Source organism: Nocardia sp. NPDC058244 (assembly GCF_042882065.1).
Lineage (GTDB): Bacteria > Actinomycetota > Actinomycetes > Mycobacteriales > Mycobacteriaceae > Nocardia.
In genome coordinates this window covers 263,148-283,085 of record NZ_JBHVWX010000006.1, presented here as the reverse complement: position 1 = coordinate 283,085, position 19,938 = coordinate 263,148, and the positions used below count along the sequence as shown (strand labels likewise).

At 70.7% G+C, this 19,938-nt stretch carries 18 protein-coding genes; 3 read left to right on the top strand and 15 right to left on the bottom strand.

Features of this window, described 5'->3' with window-relative positions; all coding sequences use genetic code 11:
- Positions 1-466: 466 nt before the first annotated feature.
- From ACFVW6_RS20785 to ACFVW6_RS20775, 3 genes are all read right to left on the bottom strand, one after another.
- Positions 467-2,737: a polyribonucleotide nucleotidyltransferase gene (locus ACFVW6_RS20785; protein ID WP_355277786.1), complete on the bottom strand. Its 2,271-nt coding sequence runs from the start codon at positions 2,735-2,737 to the stop codon at positions 467-469.
- Positions 2,738-3,111: 374 nt separating this feature from the next.
- Positions 3,112-3,381 carry a 30S ribosomal protein S15 gene (rpsO, locus tag ACFVW6_RS20780; RefSeq protein WP_019048089.1) on the bottom strand — a complete coding sequence of 90 codons (270 nt, stop codon included), beginning with the start codon at positions 3,379-3,381 and terminating at the stop codon, positions 3,112-3,114.
- 161 nt (positions 3,382-3,542) lie between these two features.
- On the bottom strand, positions 3,543-4,511 hold the full coding sequence (locus ACFVW6_RS20775; protein WP_355277789.1) for a bifunctional riboflavin kinase/FAD synthetase: 969 nt from the start codon (positions 4,509-4,511) through the stop codon (positions 3,543-3,545).
- A gap of 69 nt (positions 4,512-4,580) precedes the next feature.
- Between ACFVW6_RS20775 and ACFVW6_RS20770 the strand changes: the two genes are divergently transcribed.
- A complete protein-coding gene (locus ACFVW6_RS20770) occupies positions 4,581-5,348 on the top strand; it encodes a metal-dependent transcriptional regulator (RefSeq protein ID WP_355277791.1) in 768 nt (255 codons plus the stop codon).
- Position 5,349: 1 nt separating this feature from the next.
- Here ACFVW6_RS20770 and ACFVW6_RS20765 read toward each other — a convergent pair whose 3' ends face one another.
- On the bottom strand, positions 5,350-6,177 hold the full coding sequence (locus ACFVW6_RS20765; protein WP_378832946.1) for a hypothetical protein: 828 nt from the start codon (positions 6,175-6,177) through the stop codon (positions 5,350-5,352).
- 144 nt (positions 6,178-6,321) lie between these two features.
- Complete coding sequence (locus tag ACFVW6_RS20760) at positions 6,322-7,071, bottom strand: hypothetical protein (protein ID WP_378832948.1); 750 nt, start codon at positions 7,069-7,071, stop codon at positions 6,322-6,324.
- A 283-nt stretch (positions 7,072-7,354) separates the two neighbouring features.
- On the opposite strand from ACFVW6_RS20760, the gene ACFVW6_RS20755 reads away from it, so the two are divergent.
- A complete protein-coding gene (locus ACFVW6_RS20755) occupies positions 7,355-7,552 on the top strand; it encodes a hypothetical protein (protein WP_355277799.1) in 198 nt (65 codons plus the stop codon).
- Between the two features lie 45 nt (positions 7,553-7,597).
- On the opposite strand, the gene ACFVW6_RS20750 is transcribed toward ACFVW6_RS20755, so the two are convergent.
- The 6 genes from ACFVW6_RS20750 to ACFVW6_RS20725 all read right to left on the bottom strand — a co-directional run bounded on the left by ACFVW6_RS20750 (position 7,598) and on the right by ACFVW6_RS20725 (position 13,447).
- Positions 7,598-8,020 (bottom strand): EF-hand domain-containing protein, encoded by a 423-nt coding sequence (locus ACFVW6_RS20750; RefSeq protein ID WP_357344569.1) that lies wholly within the window; start codon positions 8,018-8,020, stop codon positions 7,598-7,600.
- 154 nt (positions 8,021-8,174) lie between these two features.
- Positions 8,175-9,107, bottom strand: a complete 933-nt coding sequence (gene truB / locus ACFVW6_RS20745) for a tRNA pseudouridine(55) synthase TruB (RefSeq protein WP_378832951.1) — start codon at positions 9,105-9,107, stop codon at positions 8,175-8,177.
- Entirely contained in the window at positions 9,107-9,778 is a 672-nt protein-coding gene (gene npt, locus ACFVW6_RS20740) for a 4'-phosphopantetheinyl transferase Npt (protein WP_378832953.1), read from the bottom strand. The genes truB and npt overlap by 1 nt, the downstream gene beginning before the upstream one ends.
- Positions 9,779-9,799: 21 nt before the next feature.
- Positions 9,800-10,756 carry a metallophosphoesterase gene (locus tag ACFVW6_RS20735; protein ID WP_357344563.1) on the bottom strand — a complete coding sequence of 319 codons (957 nt, stop codon included), beginning with the start codon at positions 10,754-10,756 and terminating at the stop codon, positions 9,800-9,802.
- A 112-nt stretch (positions 10,757-10,868) separates the two neighbouring features.
- On the bottom strand, positions 10,869-11,999 hold the full coding sequence (locus tag ACFVW6_RS20730; RefSeq protein ID WP_378832957.1) for a lipase family protein: 1,131 nt from the start codon (positions 11,997-11,999) through the stop codon (positions 10,869-10,871).
- Positions 12,000-12,103: 104 nt separating this feature from the next.
- Entirely contained in the window at positions 12,104-13,447 is a 1,344-nt protein-coding gene (locus ACFVW6_RS20725) for an MATE family efflux transporter (protein WP_378832959.1), read from the bottom strand.
- 275 nt (positions 13,448-13,722) lie between these two features.
- Here ACFVW6_RS20725 and ACFVW6_RS20720 point away from each other — a divergent pair, with 275 nt between their 5' ends.
- Entirely contained in the window at positions 13,723-14,898 is a 1,176-nt protein-coding gene (locus tag ACFVW6_RS20720; RefSeq protein WP_378832961.1) for an MFS transporter, read from the top strand.
- Between the two features lie 136 nt (positions 14,899-15,034).
- Here ACFVW6_RS20720 and ACFVW6_RS20715 read toward each other — a convergent pair whose 3' ends face one another.
- From ACFVW6_RS20715 to infB, 4 genes are all read right to left on the bottom strand, one after another.
- Entirely contained in the window at positions 15,035-16,033 is a 999-nt protein-coding gene (locus ACFVW6_RS20715; RefSeq protein ID WP_378832963.1) for a bifunctional oligoribonuclease/PAP phosphatase NrnA, read from the bottom strand.
- Between the two features lie 5 nt (positions 16,034-16,038).
- On the bottom strand, positions 16,039-16,488 hold the full coding sequence (gene rbfA / locus ACFVW6_RS20710) for a 30S ribosome-binding factor RbfA (protein ID WP_355277821.1): 450 nt from the start codon (positions 16,486-16,488) through the stop codon (positions 16,039-16,041).
- A gap of 19 nt (positions 16,489-16,507) precedes the next feature.
- On the bottom strand, positions 16,508-16,801 hold the full coding sequence (locus ACFVW6_RS20705; protein ID WP_355277864.1) for a DUF503 domain-containing protein: 294 nt from the start codon (positions 16,799-16,801) through the stop codon (positions 16,508-16,510).
- A 93-nt stretch (positions 16,802-16,894) separates the two neighbouring features.
- Positions 16,895-19,885 (bottom strand): translation initiation factor IF-2, encoded by a 2,991-nt coding sequence (gene infB / locus ACFVW6_RS20700; RefSeq protein WP_378832966.1) that lies wholly within the window; start codon positions 19,883-19,885, stop codon positions 16,895-16,897.
- Positions 19,886-19,938: the final 53 nt, after the last annotated feature.

Sequence of the window (19,938 nt, the reverse complement as noted above, 5' to 3'; positions counted from 1 at the left end):
ACCGGCACTCAGTGCGATCGGCTATGACACGATCGCGACCCACCGGCTCGCCGCCATGCAACCAGCTATGACTCGGTTATCTCCCGACCTCCATCGTCAACCCCGACACCTGACACCCGCGCCCGCAGACGAGAGAAGCGTATTCGGTCCGATAATAAACCGGACCAGATTCCGTCAAAATCTCGGTTCGAAGCCCCGGTTTCCGGCGCTGAGAACGGTCCAGCAATACGACCGCATACGCCGAGGGGACAGCTCTCGCCCGGTCGTCCGTCATGGACGGTGTGGCGGCCGTCGGCACAGGTTCACACTGTGTCGGGCAACACTATGTGAAACAACGTTGCATCAACGTTGCATCGCAGTGATTCACACCACTTTTCCGCGCGCGAGGCGTCGCCCGGACACGACGAAACCCCCCGTCGTGCGAGACGACGAGGGGTTTCGGTGGTCGGTACGGCTACCGGCGCGGTTACTCCGCGGCGGCGTCCTCGGCCGGGGCGGCCTCGGCGGCCGGGGCCTCTTCCTCGACGGGGACCAGCGAGATCTTGCCGCGGTTGTCGATGTCGGCGATCTCCACGCGCAGCTTGTCGCCGACGTTGACCACGTCTTCGACCTTGGCCACGCGCTTGCCCTGGCCCAGCTTGGAGATGTGCACCAGGCCGTCACGGCCCGGCAGCAGCGAGACGAACGCGCCGAAGGCGGTGGTCTTGACGACCGTGCCCAGGAAGCGCTCGCCGACCTTCGGCAGCTGCGGGTTCGCGATCGCGTTGATCGCGTCGATCGCGGCCTGCGCCGACGGCCCGTCGGTCGCACCGACGAACACGGTGCCGTCATCCTCGATGGAGATGTTGGCGCCGGTGTCCTCGGTGATCTGGTTGATCATCTTGCCCTTGGGCCCGATGACCTCGCCGATCTTGTCGACCGGGATCTTGATGGCGGTGACGCGCGGGGCGTACGGGCTCATCTCGTCCGGGGTGGCGATGGCCTCGGCCATCACGTCCAGGATGGTGGTGCGGGCGTCGTGCGCCTGGTTCAGCGCGCCGGCCAGCACCTGCGAGGGGATGCCGTCGAGCTTGGTGTCCAGCTGCAGGGCGGTGACGAAGTCGCGGGTACCGGCGACCTTGAAGTCCATGTCGCCGAAGGCATCCTCGGCGCCGAGGATGTCGGTCAGCGCGACGTAGCGGACCTCGTCCTCACCCTTGTCGTTGGTGACGGTGTCCGACACCAGGCCCATGGCGATACCGGCGACCGGCGCCTTCAGCGGCACACCGGCGTTGAGCAGCGACAGGGTCGAGGCGCACACCGAACCCATCGAGGTGGAGCCGTTGGAGCCCAGCGCCTCCGAGACCTGACGGATGGCGTAGGGGAACTCCTCCTGCGAGGGCAGCACCGGCATCAGCGCACGCTCGGCGAGCGCGCCGTGGCCGATCTCGCGACGCTTCGGCGAACCGACGCGACCGGTCTCACCGGTGGAGAACGGCGGGAAGTTGTAGTGGTGCATGTAGCGCTTGGTGGTCTCCGGGCCGAGCGAGTCGACCTGCTGGGCCATCTTCACCATGTCCAGGGTGGTGACGCCCATGATCTGGGTCTCGCCACGCTCGAACAGCGCCGAACCGTGGGCGCGCGGGATCACGGCGACCTCGGCGCTCAGCGCGCGGATGTCGGCCAGACCACGGCCGTCGATGCGGAAGCCGTCGGTGAGGATGCGCTGACGCACCAGCTTCTTGGTGACCGAGCGGAACGCCGCGCCCAGTTCCTTCTCGCGACCGGTGAAGTCCTCGCCCAGACGCGAGAGCACGTCCAGCTTGATCTCGTCGATCTTGGCCTCACGGGCCTGCTTGTCGGCGATGCTCAGCGCCTCGTTCAGCTCGCGCTTGGCGGTGCCCTCGACGGCCTCGAACACGTCGGCGGCGTACGGCGGGAAGAGCGGGAACTCCTCGGTGGGCTTGGCGGCCAGGGTCGCCAGGTCCGACTGCGCGCGGCACAGGCGGGCGATGAACGGCTTGGCGGCCTCGAGGCCCTCGGCCACGACGGCCTCGGTCGGTGCCTGCGCGCCGTCCTCGATCAGGGCGATGACCTTGTCGGTGGCCTCGGCCTCGACCATCATGATGGCGACGTCACCGGTCTCGGTGACGCGGCCCGCGACGACCATGTCGAACACGGCGCCCTCGAGCTGCTCCACGGTCGGGAACGCGACCCACTGGCCACCGATCAGGGCGACGCGCACGCCGCCGACCGGGCCGGAGAACGGCAGGCCGGAGATCTGGGTGGACGCCGAGGCGGCGTTGATGGCCACCACGTCGTAGAGGTCCTGCGGGTCCAGGCTCAGCACGGTGACCACGACCTGGATCTCGTTGCGCAGGCCGTCGACGAACGACGGGCGCAGCGGACGGTCGATCAGGCGGCAGGTCAGGATCGCGTCGGTGGAGGGGCGGCCCTCGCGACGGAAGAACGAGCCGGGGATGCGGCCCGCGGCGTACATGCGCTCTTCGACGTCGACCGTCAGCGGGAAGAAGTCGAACTGGTCCTTGGGGTGCTTGCCGGCGGTGGTCGCCGACAGCAGCATGGTCTCGTCGTCCAGGTAGGCGACGACGGATCCGGCGGCCTGCTTGGCCAGACGGCCCGTCTCGAAGCGGATGGTGCGGGTGCCGAAGCTGCCGTTGTCGATCAGCGCGACCGACTCGAAAACACCGGGCTCGACCTCGACCGCGGTCGAAGTACGTTCAGTTGTCTGCGTCATTTTTCTTCTCTCGACCTCTCGTCTCGCCGGAGCGCAGCACCATCTGGGCGCGAACCAGCTATTCGTCAGCCGTACCGGACACGGACACGTGGGAACCCTCCTGGCTGCCACGCGCAGCACCCGGCCGGATCCCCTTGGAAGCGGCGACGCGGAGGCGGTCATCGATCGAAGCCCGACGGCGGCGGGAATTCGCCAGCCGAAAGGCCACTACCGAAGACCGACGCCACGCGGACGGATGCATACGGCTGTCACATGTTGTAGTGCACGCGGAAACCCGATGGTCGCCGAATACACGAATAGCCAACGAGAAGAAGTGTACTTCTTCCCATTGGCTACTCGCCGACCGCCTCAGCGGGGAGGCGTGTCGAAGCAGATCAGCGGCGCAGGCCGAGACGCTCGATGAGCGAACGGTAGCGCTCGATGTCCTTGGCCTGCAGGTACTTCGACAGGCGGCGACGACGACCGATCAGGGCCAGCAGGCCGTGCCGGGTGTGGTGATCGTGCTTGTGCTGCTTCAGGTGCTCGGTCAGGTCCGAGATCCGCTTCGACAGCAGCGCGATCTGCGCCTCCGGCGAGCCGGTGTCCTTCTCGTGCAGGCCGTACTCGGCCAGGATGGCCGACTTCTGCTCAGTGGTCAGCGCCATGCGGCATCGACTCCTATTTCTCAGGGCTCATCCCCGCTCGCGCGAGGAATACCGTTGGACTGCGCTCGAAGCCTGGACAAACCAGGTGGGCGCCACCGCAGACCGCAGCAAACCCGAGGATCGACTGTACCGGAGCGCTCGAGCGCGGGCCGAACCGGGTGTCAGGCGTCGGCGGCGGTGAGCACCTTGCGGGCGTTCTCGACGTCGCGGCCCATGGCCTCGACCAGGTCGTCGATGGTGTCGAACTTGCGCATCCCGCGCAGCTGCTCGACGAAGTCGACCGCCACGTGCTGGCCGTACAGATCGGCCTCGCCGTCGAGGACGAACGCCTCCACGGTGCGCGAACGCCCCGAGAAGGTGGGGTTGGTGCCGACCGAGATGGCGGCCATCGCCCGCTCGCCGGGTTCGACGGTGCCGATGGTCGGACCGGGCCCGAGCACGGTGAACCAGCCCGCGTACACGCCGTCGGCCGGGATGGCCGCGTGCATCGGCGGGGCGACGTTGGCGGTCGGGAAGCCGAGCCCGCGGCCGCGGCCGTCACCGTGCACGACGACGCCCTCGACCCGATGCGGCCTGCCCAGCGCCTCGGCGGCGGCCGCCATGTCGCCCGCGTCGACGCAGGCGCGGATGTAGGTGGAGGAGAAGGTGACGGCGTGCTCGCCGAGCAGGGTGACGCCGTCGACCTCGAAGCCGAAGCGGGCGCCCAGATCGCGCATGGTGTCGACGGTGCCCGCGGCCTTCTTGCCGAAGGTGAAGTTGTCGCCGACGACGACCTCGGTGACGTGCAGCCGCTCGACCAGCAGGTCGTGGACGTAACCGGCCGGAGTGAGCTTCATGAAGTCCTGGGTGAACGGCATCACGCAGAACACATCGATCCCGAGCTCCTCGGCGAGCTCGGCCCGCCGGGTCAGGGTGGTGAGCTGCGCGGGATGGGAACCGGGCCGGACCACTTCCATGGGATGCGGATCGAAGGTCATCAGAACCGAGGGAACATCACGCTTCTTCGCCGCGGCCACCGCGCGGCTGATCAGCTGCGCGTGCCCGCGATGCACGCCGTCGAACACGCCGATCGTGAGGACGCAGCGCCCCCAGTCGGCGGGCACATCGTCGAGACTTCGCCATCTCTGCACAGAGCGAAGCCTACGCAACGTTATTCGCCGGCGCCGTGCCGGTCCGCCGATGTGTCATTCGGGCCAGGGATGCCTAACATCAATGATGTGCCAGGTAAACGAGATGTCGCTACCCGCCGAGCGTCGACAGCGCCCGGTGAACAGGCCGAACTCGCTGCCACCGCGACGCTCGCGCCCGAATTGTCCGCGGTGGCGCAGGACTATCTGAAGGTCATCTGGACCGCGCAGGAGTGGTCACAGGAAAAAGTCTCGACCAAGCTGCTCGCCGAGCGGATCGGCGTGTCGGCCTCGACGGTGTCGGAGGCGGTGCGGAAGCTCGCCGACCAGGGGCTGGTCGAGCACGCCCGCTACGGCGCGATCACCCTCACCGAGCACGGCAGGCGCGCCGCCGTCGCCATGGTCCGCAGGCACCGGCTGATCGAGACGTTCCTGGTGAACGAGCTCGGGTACGGCTGGGACGAGGTGCACGACGAGGCCGAGGTGCTCGAGCACGCGGTGTCGGAACTGCTGATGACCCGCATCGACGCCAAACTCGGCCACCCCGACCGCGATCCGCACGGCGACCCCATCCCGTCGGTCGACGGCGCGGTCCCCACGCCCCCGGCGCGACGCCTGTCCGACTTCGCCGCGGGCGAATCCGGCCGCGTCGCCCGCATCTCCGACTCCGACCCCGCGATGCTGCGCTACTTCGACTCGGTCGGCATCGCCCTCGACACCGTGATCGCGGTCGAGGAGCGCCGCGACTTCGCCGGCACCATCGCGGTCCGCATCGCCGCCGCCGAGGCGCCGACCGAGCTGGGAACCCTCGCCGCCGAAGCCATCTGGCTGACGGCCTAGCTCAGCAGGAGAAGTAGTGCCGCAGGGTGTCGGGGACACCGGCGGCACTCGCCTCGGCCCAGCACGTGTCGTGCGGGAACTGGACATAGGTGGCCCAGGTGCCGGTGGCGCGGGTGATGATCCGCTGGTTGTCGCCGGGGCTGTCCCAGGACACGACCGCCCAGCGTCCGTCGCAGTGCGAGATGGTGGCGACCGGACCCGCGTCGACCCCGAGTTCGGTCTCCACGGTGGCTTCGGCGCAGGCGGGCGCCGGTGCGGTGTCCTGGAAACGCAGGTTCCCGGTGACGGTCGCGCCCGCCTCGACCAGGAACAGCGAGTGCATGCCCTCGGGGACCGGGTTCGTGCCCGCGGGCGCCGTCATGCCGAAGTGGTAGCAGCCCGTCGCCGCGGTGAAGACAGCCAGCCCGGCGGCGTCGGTGACCCCCTCCTGGCGCTGGGTCTCGGTGGTCTCGCCGACGGGGATGTCGTGGCCTGCCGGATCGCACGGCTGCTGGAGCGAAAGCCGCACGGGCACACCGGGGACCGGAACCCCGGACAGGGTCGCCGTCCGCAGGACGACGGTACCGGTCGCGGGCGTGGGCGGCGGCGTGGTGCGCGCGGACGTCGGCGCGGCGGAGGTGCCCACCGGCGGGCGGGTCACCGGCGGCGCGCTGGTGACCGGCGCCTCGCTCGGCGGCACGATGACGGGCGGCCGTGACGTGCTGGTCACGGAGCTCGGCCGCACCGAACTCGACGAATCCACCGTCCGCGGACCATCACCCCCACACCCCGCGAGCAGCAATGTCACCCCGGCGACCACGCCGATCCAGGTCTTACGCAGTGCGATCATGGCCCACCCCTCCGTAGCCGAGAGCTATTCGCCCTGGCTATCGCGAGAGGTGGCTGTGGTGTTAACCACGGTCCAGTACCCCTGACATCGCGGCCACGCCCTCAGCGCGACAGGAAGTCCAGCAGCACACGGACGGCAGACCGTCTAGCCCTGGTTGAGGTCGAGGAACTCCGCCAGCGGTGTCGAAGCCGACCACATCTGCTCGAAGTTGACGATGTAGTAGCCGACGAAATTACGGTCGGTGACACTGAATCCGTTCAGCTTCTGCCGCCCACCGCCGGAGAAGGCAAGGAAGGCAACGGTGTCGTCGAGCAGCGCCATACTGACACCGTCGACAACCGCGGACCAGTCGATGACATTCGCCTCGTAGGACAAGATACCGGCGGTCTGGTCTCGATGGCTGCGCAACCAGTCGAGCATGCTGGGCACGACGACGCCGTTGCGGGTCGGCGCCGCGATCACCCGGCGCGCAGACCGCTGTTCGTTACCGCAGCTGCGCGCCCAGTCCAGGACGGCCTCGAAATAGTCCGCCGAGGCACTCGATGCGAACGATGTCGGCGGGTGGGCTCGCAAATAGGTGCAGCGGATTTCCTGCGTCGCCGCCCGAACCTGTCGTGCTGCGGCGGAGTAGAACTCGGGGTTGTCCCGGTACCAGGTGGTGGAGATGAGGCTGGTCGAGGTGTCCTCGCGCACAAGGACATCGGCGGGTCCGGAGCCGTAACGCTCGGCATCCCGGTCGGCGCGGGTCTGTTCCCACAGGCTCTGCCACTCCCGCAACCCGGCCGCGTTCTCGGCGAGGGCAGGCTCGCACGCGACGACCAGCGCCTCGGTGTGACGCCAGCTGGGAAAGCGGTTGCCGCTCAACCAGTCCGCCACCATGGCCCGGCTGATCATCATCCGCCCCGCCAGGACCTGCTGGGTCGGATTGCCGAACCGCTCACGGTGGGCCCGTAGTTTCGCTGCGAACCGATCCGTCGCGGTCCGATCGATCATGAAGCATCACCCCTGCCGCCATGATGCCCTTCGGTGTCGGCAGATGTCGACAAATGTCGACGCGAGCGTCGACGCGGTGCCGCCGTCGCGCGATCCCGTCGGTAGGTGTCGACCTGGTGCCGTCACCACGGCGGCGTCCCGAACATGGGAATCACCGCACCCTCCTACCCGAACGGTGGCACCCATGAAGATCCTCTTCCGAATCCAGTTCACCGAGCGCCTCGCGTTGTCGGCGGGCTTGCTGGTCGCGATCGCGTTGTTCGCGATGCCGGAGCAGGCAGCCGCGCGATGTCCGGACATCGATCCCGGCGTGGCGTTGTTCGTCGTCGCCACGATGCTCTTCGCCCGTACCGCCGCTTCGCCTGTGCCGCAGCGGGCATAGCCGAAGCCGTCCGGGTCGTGTGACGGCCGGCCCGGACAGGTGCCCTCAGCGCGACAGGAAGTCCAGCAGCACACGGAATTCCGTGAGCGAGAGGTAGCCGTCGCCGTCCTGATCGGCGGCCGCGAGCAGGTCGGCGGCCGGTTCCTCGATGCGGCCGCCGCCGACGTGGCGGATCAGCGAGTCCAGTTCGCTCACCGAGATCCGGCCGTCGCCGTTGACGTCGAAGACCCGGAACGCGGCGTCGGCGTCGGTCACCTCGATGCGGCCCTCGACCACGGCGGCGTCGAATTCGGCACGGGAGACCAGGAAGTCGCCGTTGGTGTCGGCCGCGGCGACCAGGCGTTCGATCGCCGCGCGGTCGACCTCGATACCGGCGGAACGGATGCCGGTCGCGATGTCGTCGACCGACACCAGCCCGTCGCCGTCGCGGTCCCACAGCGTGAACGTGTCGACCGGTTCTGTACTCATCTCGCTACCCTTCCCCCGGTCGGCGATATCCGCACGCCGACCGTCACCGCCACTCTACGGAGGCGGCAGCGACGACGTCCGGCGAGCCGGGCGGCGGTGACCTCGCCCGCGGGTACCCGCCGCCGAACGCCGACGCGGCGCAACACCTTCGGTGTCAGTCGCCGATGCCCTGGGGACGGACCACCATCACCGAGGCCGCCCGCTTGCCGCTCTCCTCGAGCAGCGCGATGGCCCGGCCCGCCGGGTCGATGGCGGCGTAGACGCCCGCGATCCCGATCGGCGCGAGCCACCGGCCGTTGCGCAGGTCGTTCGCCTGGGACTCGTCGATGTCGCGGTGCGGGAAGGCCGTGCGGACCGCGGTGTCGATATCGAGGCTGAGCAGCGGCTGTTCGGCTTCCGCGGCGGCGGCCAGCTGCTCCAGGGTGCGGGCGTGTTCGAGGGTGAACGGGCCGACCCTGGTGCGGCGCAACGCCGTCAGGTGACCACCGACGCCGAGGGCGGCGCCGAGATCGCGGGCCAGCGCGCGGATGTAGGTGCCCGAGGAGCACTCGACCTCCACATCCAGGTCGACGAACTCGCCGTCGGCGACGTCGCGGCGAGCCAGGATGTCGAAGCGCGACACCGTCACCGGGCGGGCCGCGAGCTGCACGTCCTCCCCCGCGCGGGCGCGGGCGTAGGCGCGTTCGCCGTCGACCTTGATGGCGCTCACCGTGGCCGGGATCTGCGCGATGTCACCGGTCAGCGCCGCGACACCGGCCGCGATCCCGGCATCGGTGACGTGCAGCGCCGGGGTGGTCGCGGTGACCTCGCCCTCCGCGTCGTCGGTGATCGTGGCCTGGCCGAGCCGGATGGTCGCGGTGTAGGCCTTGGTGGTGAGGATCAGCTGACCGAGCAGCTTGGTCGCCCGTTCCACGCCGAGCACCAGCACTCCGGTGGCCATCGGGTCGAGGGTGCCCGCGTGCCCGACCTTCTTGGTGCGCAACAGCTTCCGGCTGCGCGCGACGACATCGTGGCTGGTCCAGCCTCCGTCCTTGTCGACGATGACCAGGCCGCCCAGCGGGTCCACCGCGGGGGTGCGCGCGCCCATCAGCCGTGCGCGATCGCGGTCAGGATCAGCCCGTCGGCGATCATCCAGCGGCCGTCGAACGAGGTCAGCGGGGCGCCACCGTCGTTCGTCGTCCCGGGAACCAGCAGTCGCGTGTGGAACGTACCCGTGCCGGAATCGGCGGTGCGGGAATCGATCTCGAAGGTGATGTGCGCGTCCTCGAAACCGAGCCAGCGCAGCGTCAGCGGGAACCAGGCCTTGTAGGTGGCCTCCTTCGCGCAGAACAGCAGGCGGTCCAGGTGCAGGCCGTCGGCGGGCGCGGTGGCCAGCCACTCGCGTTCGGCGGGCAGGCTGACCGAGTCGAGCACGCCCTCGGGCAGCGCGCCGTGCGGTTCGGCGTCGATGCCGACCGAGCGGAACCGCAACGCGTGCGCCATCGCGGCGGCGCGGTAGCCGTCGCAGTGGGTCAGGCTGCCGACCACGCCGCGCGGGAACAGGGGCATGCCCCGCTCCCCCTTGCCGATCGCCACCGGCGGCTCGCCCAGTTGCTCGAGCGCGAGGCGGGCACAGTGGCGGGCGCCGATGAAGTCGCGCCTGCGCTTCTCGACCGACTTGGCGATGAGGTGCTCCTCGGCGGGATGCGCCTTCAGGTCCTCCGGGTACGCCAGCAACTCGGCGGCGGCAACGCCGGACGGCAGAATGTTGTCAATCATCGAGTTCCAGCCTAGTAGTGGTCAGATGCCGCGGCGGCGGTCGGCTTTGGCGCGCATCTCGGCCGCGGCCGCTTCCATTTCCGGGGTGACGGTGAAGTGGCCGCCCCAGGCGTTGAGGTCGCCGTCGGCGTAGACGGGTTCGGGCAGGATCTGGCGCAGCAGGGGCTCGGGCATGCCGCGGCGCTTCCATTCGCGGGGGTAGCCGAGGGAGACCTCTTCGAAGCGGACGCCGTCGTAGAAGGTGGTGCGCGGGATGTGCAGGTGGCCGTAGACCGAGCAGACCACGTTGTAGCTGGTGTGCCAGTCGGCGGTGAGATCGGTGCCGCACCACATCGAGAACTCGGGATAGAACAGGATCTCGGTGGGCTGGCGGACCAGCGGGAAGTGGTTGACCAGCACCACCGGGGCATCGGGGCCCAGCGCGTCGAGGCGGCGCTGGGTGTACTGCACCCGGGCGTGGCACCAGGCGTCGCGAGTGAGGTACGGGTCGGGGGTCAGCAGGAACTCGTCGGTCGCGACGACATTGCGTTCCCGCGCCACGGCCAGCCCCTGGGCCTTGGTGGTGGTGCCCGCGGGCAGCCACGAGTAGTCGTAGAGCAGGAACATCGGCGCGATGGTGACGCGGCCCCCGTACTGTTCGGCACCCGAGCCGGTCCACACCGGATACGGGTCCTCCGGGGTCACCACGTCGAGGTCGCGGCACATCGAGACCAGGTAGTCGTAGCGGGCGGCGCCGTGCATCTGCACCGGGTCCTTGGGCGTGGTCCAGAGCTCGTGATTGCCCGGCACCCAGATGACCTTCGCGAACCGGCCGCGCAGCAGCTCCAGCGCCCAGCGGACCTCTTCGGCCTTCTCGCCCACGTCACCGGCGACGATCAGCCAGTCCTCCGGCGAGTCCGGGTGGATCTGCTCCACCACCGGTTTGTTGCCCTGATGCCCCACGTGCACATCACTGACCGCCATCAACTTCGGAATCACCTGTCCACAGTGGCACACCCGCGAACCGGCGCCCGCGCGGGTTCGCCCGTTCCGATCGCGCGGTCGTCGGCGACCAGCGGATCAGCGGTCCGTTGACGCCGCTATCGGGCCGTCAGACGCGGAACAGCCCGGCGACGAAGGACACCACCTGCGGTCGAGCCTGGGCGTCGATCTCGGGGTGCCCGCCCGGATACTGGCCGAATTCCACCGCGGTGCCCGCCGCGCGCATCTGCGCGAGCAGGGTGTAGGTCATCGGCAACGGGACCACCGTGTCGGCGGCGCCGTGCACGATCAGGATGGGCTGGCGGTAGCCGACCGTGGGGACCACCATGTAGTCGCGCAGGGCCGCGCCGATGCCGTCGGCGTCCACCGGGCGCGCCAGCAGCGCGCCGATCGACGCGCCGTCGACCACCGCGCCGAAGTCGTCGACGCAGCTGGTGGCGATCGCGTCGACCACCTCCCGGCCGCGCGGGCTGAGCAGGCCGTTCACATCCAGGTCGGGACGGGCGGCGCGCAGCCCGGCGAGGATGCCCGCGAACGGGCCGACCAGCTCGTCCACGATCGGCAGATTCGGCACCCGCGGGTCGAGCCGGGACAGGACCTGTTCGAAGTTGGATTCCGGTGCCAGCGCGACGGTGCCGCGGAAGTCCAGTTCGGGCGCGTAGTCACCGGCCAGATTGCCGGTGGCCAGCGCCGCGTGGCCGCCCTGCGATCCGCCGACCACGGCCCAGGTGGCCGAGAGGTCCGGCTCGGCCGCGCGGGCGGCGCGGACCAGGTCGATCGTCGCCGTCGCCTCGGTGCGAGTGTGCAGGTAGGGATGCACGGTGTCGGACCCGACGGACAGGCCGAGGTAGTCCGGCGCGACCACGGCCCAGCCGCGATCGAGGAAGGACCGCAGCAGCGGCTGCTCGTGCACCGCCTTGTTCGTCGTGATGCCGCACTGCCGGCCCAGGCCGCTGGTGCCGTGGTCCCAGGCCACGACCGGGTAGCCACCCGCGGGCGGCGGCGAGTCCGGCAGGAGCACGAGCCCGGCACCGTTGATCAGTCCACCGGTCGGCCCCTCGGTGCGGTAGTCCACGATCGCCGCGCGCGACCAGTTTCCCCAGCCCGCGGGCTGATCGATGTGCCCGAGCAGGGTGCCCGCCCCGTCGGGCGCCGCGTACGCCGTCGGCACTCCGAGCCCGAGCCCCGCGAGCAGGACGGCGGCACCGACCGCCGCTCGGAGAGCGATACTCCTGGACATCACGCCACGCACTACGTCGCCTCCATCGTCGGCTCGAGGTCCTCCGTTCCGACGGTAGTGCGAACTCGCCGTACCAGGTATCGCTGTGACGAGCGCCACTCCGGCTAGGCGGCCCCGGTCGGGACGTCGGCGCCGACCCGGGCCCAGCGACCGGACCTGGCGCGGGCGACGACCGCGAGCAGACGCAGGAGCATGAACGCCACCAGTCCGGACCAGATACCCGCGACGCCCCAGTCGAAGACCAGGGCGAGCCAGATCAGCGGCAGGAAGCCGACCAGGGCGGCGACCAGCGTGGCGGTGCGCAGGAAGGCCGCGTCGCCCGCGCCGAGCAGGACGCCGTCGAGCGCGAAGACGGCGCCGGCCACCGGGATCATGGCGACGAAGAACCACCAGATGACGTGGGTGCGCTCGAGCACCTGCGGGTCATCGGTGAACAGCAGCGGGATCACGCCGGCCCCGGCGGCGAAGCAGGCGGCCAGGACCAGCGCGAAGATCACCGACCAGCCCGTCACCCGCCGGGCGATCCCCTTCGCGCCCCGCGCATTGCCCGCCCCGAGCGCGGCCCCGACGAGGGTCTGGGCCGCGATGGCCAGCGAATCCAGGGTCAGCGCGAGGAAGTTCCACAGTTGCAGCACCAGCTGATGGGCGGCGACCGACGCGGCGCCGAAGCGGGCGGCGACCGCGGCGGCGGAGATGAAGCACGCCTGGAACGACAGGCTGCGCACGATGAGATCGCGGCCGAGGACCAGCTGGGCCCGCATCACGGCGGGATGGGGACGCAGCGAGACCCGTTCGCGCAGCAGCGCGTAGCCGAACAGGCCGCCGGTCACGAGCTGACCGGCCACATTGGCCACCGCCGACCCCGCCAGCTCCAGGCGGGGCGCCCCGAGCAGCCCGTACACCAGCACCGGGCACAGCACGGCCGACAGCGCCAGTCCCGCCACCACGTACATCAGCGGACGGCGCACATCCTGCACCCCGCGCATCCAGCCGTTGCCCGCCATCGACAGCAGGATCAGCGGCACCCCGAACAGGGCGATCCGCACCCAGCCCAGCGCCTCGTCCGCGATCTCGCCGCCCCCGGCGATCGCCGCGCACAGCGGCCCCGCGAACAGCTGCACCACCAGCAGGATCAGCACACCGATCGCCGCGCCCACCCAGCTGGCCTGCACGCCCTCCGCGACCGCGCCCGCCCGATCCCCCGCGCCGTGCCGTCGCGACGCGCGCGCGGTGGTGCCGTAGGACAGGAAGGTGAGCTGGGTGCTGACCGACCCCACGATGACCCCACCGACCGCGAGCCCCGCCAGGGCCAGCGCCCCCAGCCTGCCGACGATCGCCATGTCGAACAGCAGATACAGCGGCTCGGCCACGAGCACGCCGAGGGTGGGCAGCGCGATCCCGAGAATCCGCCGCGGCCCCACCTCGGCGTCCGGATCAACCGTGGACATCAGGCTCCGCCTCCCCGTCGATGGCGCCCGAACCGGCGCCCGCCACCGATGCTCGCACACCCGTCGCGACCCGATCCCGCGCCGCGACGAGTGCCGGACCACGAGCCCGGCGCGGGGCCGGACCGGACACGGGCGGTGCGGAACCGGACGATCCCGGCGAAATCCCTGGTAAATGTCGCGGTACCCGACGCCACCGGCAATACTGGTCACTCGCCCAGTCAGGGCGGACGCAGCGCGACCCCTCCGGTTCGCCCCGAGCTCTCAGGACAGCATCCATGGCGTTTGTACAGCGGTGGCGCGTGATCACGGCGTTCGCCCTCGTGGGGGCGGCGACCCAGGTCGTGTGGCTCAACTACGCGCCGGTCACCACGGTGGCGGCGGCCCATTTCGGGGTGTCGGAGTCGGCGGTCGGCTGGCTGGCCAATATGTTCCCGCTGCTGTACGTGGTGCTGGCGATCCCCGCGGGCATCCTGCTCGACCGCTGGTTCCGGCCCGCCCTGATCGCGGGCGCGGCGCTCACCGCGATCGGCGCCGACCTGCGCCTGCTGCACGACAGCTTCGCGATGGCGCTGGCCGGTCAGACGATCGTGGCCGTCGCGCAGCCGCTGGTGCTCAACGCGATCACCGGCGTCGCGGGACACTATCTCGACGAGAAGGACCGCCCGACCGGGATCGCGGTCGGCACCGCCAGCACCTTCGCCGGGATGGCGGCGGCCTTCGTGCTCGGGGCGATCTTCCCCGCCGAGAGCCAGCTGTGGACGCTGACCGCCCTCGGCGCGGGCTTCGCCACCGTGGCGGCGGTGCTGCTCACCGTCGAGTTGCTGCGGCCGGGGCACGGCGCGCCCGTGCGGCCCGCGGGCGAGTCGGCAGCTCCGCTCGCCGCGCTGCGCGCCACCCTCGGTGACCCGTATGTCCGCCGCCTGTGCGCGGCGGTCTTCTTCCCGTTCGGCACCTTCGTCGCGCTGGCCACCTACGGTCAGGCGCTGCTCGAACCCGCCGGGGTCAGCGCGGATGCCGCCAGCATCGTGCTGCTGATCAATGTCGTGGCCGGGGTCGTCGGCTGCGCGGTGGTGCCGGTGGCGGTGCTGCGGCGCGGCGTCGAACTGCCCGCGGTCATGGTCGGGCTCACCGCCAGCGCGCTGGCCTGCCTGCTCGTCGCCGTGGCGCCCGGGCTCGCCACCGGGTTCCTGGCGTTCGTCCTGATCGGGCTCACCCTGCTGCCCGCCCTGCCGATCGTGCTCACCATGACCGAGCGCCACACCGGGGTGGCCGAGGGCACCGCGGCCGGACTCATCTGGATGACCGGCAATCTCGGCGGCCTCGTCGTCGCCGGGGCCACCGGCCTGCTCGTCGACCGACCGGCACTCGCGTTCGGATTGTGCGCTGTCGCAACGATTCTGGGCGTACCCCTCGTCCAGCGGCTGCGCCGCGAGCCGGTTCCGGTCGGCTGATCAGCGCGACCGGCCGCGCACCGGACTGTCGGCACGCCGGTCACCGGCCTCGGCCGGGTCGATCGGCCCGGCCCGCCGGTTCGGATCGCCGCCGAGAACGGGCCGGCACGTCCGGGGACGACCGACGGCGCCGCGCTCAGCCGAGCGCGGTGACCAGCGCCTGCACCACGTCGGCGGCGTTGCCATACGTTGTGTACCCCGCCGCGAACCGATGTCCGCCACCACCGAAACCACTCGCGATCGCGGCGACGTCCACGCCGTCGGCGGCGCCCGGCGCGGAATCGCGCGAGCGCAGCGAGACGGTCCAGCGGTCGTTCTGGCCGCGGGCCTCCTTGAAGACGGCCGCGATCCCGGCCTCGGCGGTGGTACGGACGACGTCGATGACGCTCTCCACCTCTTCGGGTCCCACCTCGTGGGTATCGGTGGCCCGCACCAGCGCGTAGACCAGCCCCACCCCGGCCGCCGAGGGCACCACGACCGCCGTGGACAGCACCTTCGACAGCATCGGCAGCCACGCGTACGGGTGCGTGTCGAGCAGGACGCGGGTGATCTCGGCGCCATCGATCCCGGTCGCCAGCAGCCGTTCGGCCAAGGCATGACTGCCGGTCCTGGCCCAGCGGAACGACCCGGTGTCGGTGACCAGCCCCGCGAACAGGCAGTGCGCGATGGCGGCATCGATCGGGATGCCCCACGCGTCGAGCAGCCGGGTGACCAGCTCCGTGGTCGAGGCCGCCGACTCGTCGATCAGATCGACGGTGCCGAACCCGTCGTTGGCCCGGTGATGATCGATGACCAGCGTCGTCGCGGCCCCGTCCAGCCGGTCGGCGAGCACGCCGAGCCTGCTGCGCGCGCCGCAATCGACGACGACCAGCAGGTCGACCTCGGCCGGTACCTCGGCGGGCGACACCAGCAGATGCCCACCGGGCAGCGTCCGCAGCGAGGCGGGCAGTTCGGCGGGCTCGGCGAAGGACACCACCACCGGCACGCCCTTGCGTTCCAGTGCCAGCGCCAGCGCCAGCCCGCTGCCGATGGTGTCGGCGTCGGGCTGCACGTGACAGAGCACCGTCACCGCCCGCGCCGTCGCCAGAGCGGCGACGGCGGCGGCCGGCACGGTCGCGTCACGGACGCTGGTCATCGGGGTTACTCGTCGCCGTCGTCGTCGCGATCGGACTTGTACGGGTCGGCCTCACCGGCGTGCGTGGCGTTGGCCGCGACCTTGGCGACCTCGTCGTCGATGGCGCGAGCCCGGGCCAGCAGCTCTTCCATCTCGCGGGCCGCGTCGGGCACCTTGTCCAGCGTGAACGACAGGATCGGGGTGAACTTCACCCCGGTACCCGCACCCACCTTGGACCGCAGCACGCCCTTGGCCGCGTCCAGACCGGCGGCCGCGGCCGCGTAGTCGGGTTCGGCGTCGAGCGTCTCGCCCATCACCGTGTAGAACACCGTTGCCTCGCGCAGATCGCCGGTCACCTTGGCATCGGTGACGGTGACGAACCGCAGCCGCGGATCCTTGATCTCGTACTCGATCGCGGTGGCCACGATCGCGGAAATCCGCTTGGCGAGTCGGCGTGCCCTGGCTTGATCCACCATGGGTCTGTCCTCCTCTGGTCTAGTCTTCGGGTCCGAAGATCCGGCGGCGTACTGCCAGCAACTCTATCTCCGGACGGGCGGCGACGTGCCGCTCACACTTGTCGAGCACCTCGTTCAGGTGACTCGTTTCCGCGCTGACCATGGCGACACCGAGCAGGGCCCGGCGATGCAGATCCTGGTCACCGGCCTCGGCGGCGTTGACGGCGAAGCGCTTCTGCAGCTCGGCGAGAATCGGGCGGATCACCGACCGCTTCTCCTTGAGCGAGTGCACGTCACCGAGCAGTAGATCGAATTCGAGCGCACCGATGTACAGCGGTGCTCACCTCCTGGTAGATGGATGGATTGCCCGCATGACCACACGCCGCACCCGAGGTGTCGGGTGCGGCGTGTGGAACGGTGTGCGTGATCAGTCGCGCGGCTTCTCGCGCAGCTCGTACGCCTCGATGATGTCGCCGTCCTTGATGTCGTTGTAGGTCACGGTCATACCGCACTCGTAACCTTCGCGGACCTCGGTGGCGTCGTCCTTCTCCCGCTTGAGCGAGGAGATGGTCATCGTCTCGGCGACCACCCTGCCGTCGCGGATCAGGCGCGCCTTGGCGTTGCGCTTGACCGAGCCCGACAGGACCATGCAGCCGGCGATGTTGCCGACCTTCGACGAACGGAAGATCGCGCGGATCTCCGCCCGGCCCAGCTCGACCTCTTCGTAGATCGGCTTGAGCATGCCCTTGAGGGCCTTCTCGATCTCGTCGATGGCCTGGTAGATCACCGAGTAGTACCGGATGTCGACGCCCTCGCGGTTGGCCAGCTCGGTGGCCTTGCCCTCCGCACGGACGTTGAAGCCGATGATGATCGCGTTCGAGGCCGACGCCAGGTTGACGTTGGTCTCGGTGACGCCACCGACACCGCGGTCGATGACGCGCAGACGCACCTCGTCGTCGATCTCGATGCCGAGCAGGGCCTCTTCGAGGGCCTCGACCGTACCGGAGTTGTCGCCCTTGAGGATCAGGTTGAGCTCCGAAGTCTCCTTCAGGGCGGCATCCAGATCTTCCAGGCTGATCCGCTTGCGGCTGCGCGCGGCCAGTGCGTTGCGCTTGCGCGCATTGCGGCGGTCGGCGATCTGGCGAGCGATCCGGTCCTCGTCGACCACGAGCAGGTTGTCGCCTGCGCCGGGCACCGAGGTGAAACCGATGACCTGGACGGGCCGCGACGGCAGGGCCGCCTCGACGTCGTCGCCGTGCTCGTCGACCATGCGGCGCACGCGACCGTAGGCGTCGCCCGCCACGATCGAGTCGCCGACGCGCAGCGTGCCGCGCTGGATGAGCACGGTGGCCACCGGGCCACGGCCGCGGTCGAGGTGCGCCTCGATGGCGACACCCTGGGCGTCCATGTCCGGGTTGGCCCGCAGGTCGAGCGAGGCGTCGGCGGTCAGCAGGACCGCTTCCAGCAGCGCGTCGATGTTGGTGCCCTGCTTGGCCGAGATGTCGACGAACATGGTGTCGCCACCGTATTCCTCGGTCACCAGGCCGTACTCGGTCAGCTGCTGCCGGATCTTGTCCGGGTTCGCGCCTTCCTTGTCGATCTTGTTGACCGCCACCACGATCGGCACGTCGGCCGCCTGGGCGTGGTTGATCGCTTCCACCGTCTGCGGCATGACGCCGTCGTCGGCCGCGACCACGAGGATCGCGATGTCGGTGGCCTTCGCGCCACGGGCACGCATGGCGGTGAACGCCTCGTGACCCGGGGTGTCGATGAAGGTGATCAGGCGCTCGTCGCCGTTGAGATCGGTCAGCACCTGGTAGGCGCCGATGTGCTGGGTGATGCCACCGGCCTCGCCCTCGCGGACGTTGGCCTTGCGGATCGTGTCCAGCAGTCGGGTCTTACCGTGGTCGACGTGACCCATGACGGTCACGACCGGCGGACGCTGCTCGAGGTCGTCCTCGCCGCCGGCGTCCTCGCCGTAGGTGAGATCGAACGATTCCAGCAGCTCGCGGTCCTCGTCCTCGGGGCTGACGACGTGCACGACGTAGTTCATCTCGCTGCCGAGCAGCTCGAGGGTCTCGTCGTTCACCGACTGGGTCGCGGTGACCATCTCGCCCAGGTTGAACAGCGCCTGCACGAGAGCGGCCGGGTTCGCGTCGATCTTCTCGGCGAAGTCCGACAGCGACGCGCCGCGGGCGAGCCGGATGATCTCGCCGTTGCCGCGGGGCAGCCGCACGCCACCGACGGCGGGCGCCTGCATGTTCTCGTATTCGGCGCGCTTCGCCCGCTTCGACTTGCGGCCACGACGCGGAGCGCCACCGGGACGACCGAACGCGCCGGCCGCGCCACCACGGCCACCGGGACCACCCGGACGACCGCCGCCGCCACCGGGACGACCACGGAAGCCACCGGCCGCGGGTGCACCGGCACCCTGACCTGCACCGGGGGCACCGCCACCGCCACCGCGGTAGCCGCCACCGCCGCCACCGGGACGACCGGCGCCACCGGGCGCGCCGCCCGGACGACCCGGACGGCCACCGGCCGCCGGACCCGGACGCGCGGAGCGCTGGGGCATGGCACCGGGGTTCGGCCGCGGGGGCATCGAGCCCGGGTTGGGGCGCGGGCCACCGGGACGCGGGGCACCGCCCTGCGCGGCGGCCGGACGCGGACCACCCTGGCCCTGGCCGGGACGGGGACCGCCCTGACCGGGAGCCGGACGCGGACCACCCTGGCCGGGAGCCGGACGCGGACCGCCCTGACCCGGCGTCGGCCGCGGACCGCCCTGCGGGGCGGGACGCGGGGCCGGACGCTCACGATCCGGGGCGGAGCTGAACGGGTTGTTGCCGACGCGCGGGGTCTTCGGGCCGGGCTTCGGGCCGGGACCGGCCGGACGCGGGGCCGGAGCACCCGGCGCGGGCTGACCCGGACGGGCCTGACCGGCGGCGGGCTGACCCGGACGCGGTGCGCCGGGGGCCGGACGCGGACCGGGCGCGGGGGCACCGGCCGGCTTCGCGGCGGGCGCCGCCGACTGCGCGGCGGCCGGGGTCGGCCGAGCGGCCGGAGCCGGCTTGGCCTCGACCGGAGCCGACTCGGCGGCCGGAGCCACCGGGGCCGCGGGGGTCGCGGCGGCGGGCGCCGCCGGAGCCGGACGCGGACCGGGACGGGGGCCGCCACCGGGAGTGGGCTTGGCGGCCGGACGGGCCGCCTGGGACGGACCGGGACGGGCCGCCGGCTTCGCGTCGCCCGCCGGGGCGGACTTCGACGCGAGCGATTCACGGAGGCGACGGGCGACGGGTGCTTCCACCGTCGAGGACGCCGACTTCACGAACTCGCCCTGCTCCTTGAGCTTCGCGAGTAGTTCTTTGGACGTGACACCGAGTTCTTTGGCCAACTCGTGCACGCGGGCCTTGCCTGCCACTGCTCTCCTCACTGAGAGGCCGAGCAGCGCCACCGTGTAAGGGGACGGCGGCC

What these genes read in the sequence shown, in the direction of transcription:
- ACFVW6_RS20785 (WP_355277786.1), bottom strand. Translation starts at nt 2,737, where the DNA reads ATGACGCAGACAACTGAACGTACTTCGACCGCGGTCGAGGTCGAGCCC.
- rpsO (WP_019048089.1), bottom strand. Translation starts at nt 3,381, where the DNA reads ATGGCGCTGACCACTGAGCAGAAGTCGGCCATCCTGGCCGAGTACGGC.
- ACFVW6_RS20770 (WP_355277791.1), top strand. Translation starts at nt 4,581, where the DNA reads ATGCCTAACATCAATGATGTGCCAGGTAAACGAGATGTCGCTACCCGC.
- ACFVW6_RS20765 (WP_378832946.1), bottom strand. Translation starts at nt 6,177, where the DNA reads ATGATCGCACTGCGTAAGACCTGGATCGGCGTGGTCGCCGGGGTGACA.
- ACFVW6_RS20760 (WP_378832948.1), bottom strand. Translation starts at nt 7,071, where the DNA reads ATGATCAGCCGGGCCATGGTGGCGGACTGGTTGAGCGGCAACCGCTTT.
- ACFVW6_RS20755 (WP_355277799.1), top strand. Translation starts at nt 7,355, where the DNA reads ATGAAGATCCTCTTCCGAATCCAGTTCACCGAGCGCCTCGCGTTGTCG.
- ACFVW6_RS20750 (WP_357344569.1), bottom strand. Translation starts at nt 8,020, where the DNA reads ATGAGTACAGAACCGGTCGACACGTTCACGCTGTGGGACCGCGACGGC.
- truB (WP_378832951.1), bottom strand. Translation starts at nt 9,107, where the DNA reads ATGGGCGCGCGCACCCCCGCGGTGGACCCGCTGGGCGGCCTGGTCATC.
- npt (WP_378832953.1), bottom strand. Translation starts at nt 9,778, where the DNA reads ATGATTGACAACATTCTGCCGTCCGGCGTTGCCGCCGCCGAGTTGCTG.
- ACFVW6_RS20730 (WP_378832957.1), bottom strand. Translation starts at nt 11,999, where the DNA reads ATGTCCAGGAGTATCGCTCTCCGAGCGGCGGTCGGTGCCGCCGTCCTG.
- ACFVW6_RS20725 (WP_378832959.1), bottom strand. Translation starts at nt 13,447, where the DNA reads ATGTCCACGGTTGATCCGGACGCCGAGGTGGGGCCGCGGCGGATTCTC.
- ACFVW6_RS20720 (WP_378832961.1), top strand. Translation starts at nt 13,723, where the DNA reads ATGGCGTTTGTACAGCGGTGGCGCGTGATCACGGCGTTCGCCCTCGTG.
- ACFVW6_RS20715 (WP_378832963.1), bottom strand. Translation starts at nt 16,033, where the DNA reads ATGACCAGCGTCCGTGACGCGACCGTGCCGGCCGCCGCCGTCGCCGCT.
- rbfA (WP_355277821.1), bottom strand. Translation starts at nt 16,488, where the DNA reads ATGGTGGATCAAGCCAGGGCACGCCGACTCGCCAAGCGGATTTCCGCG.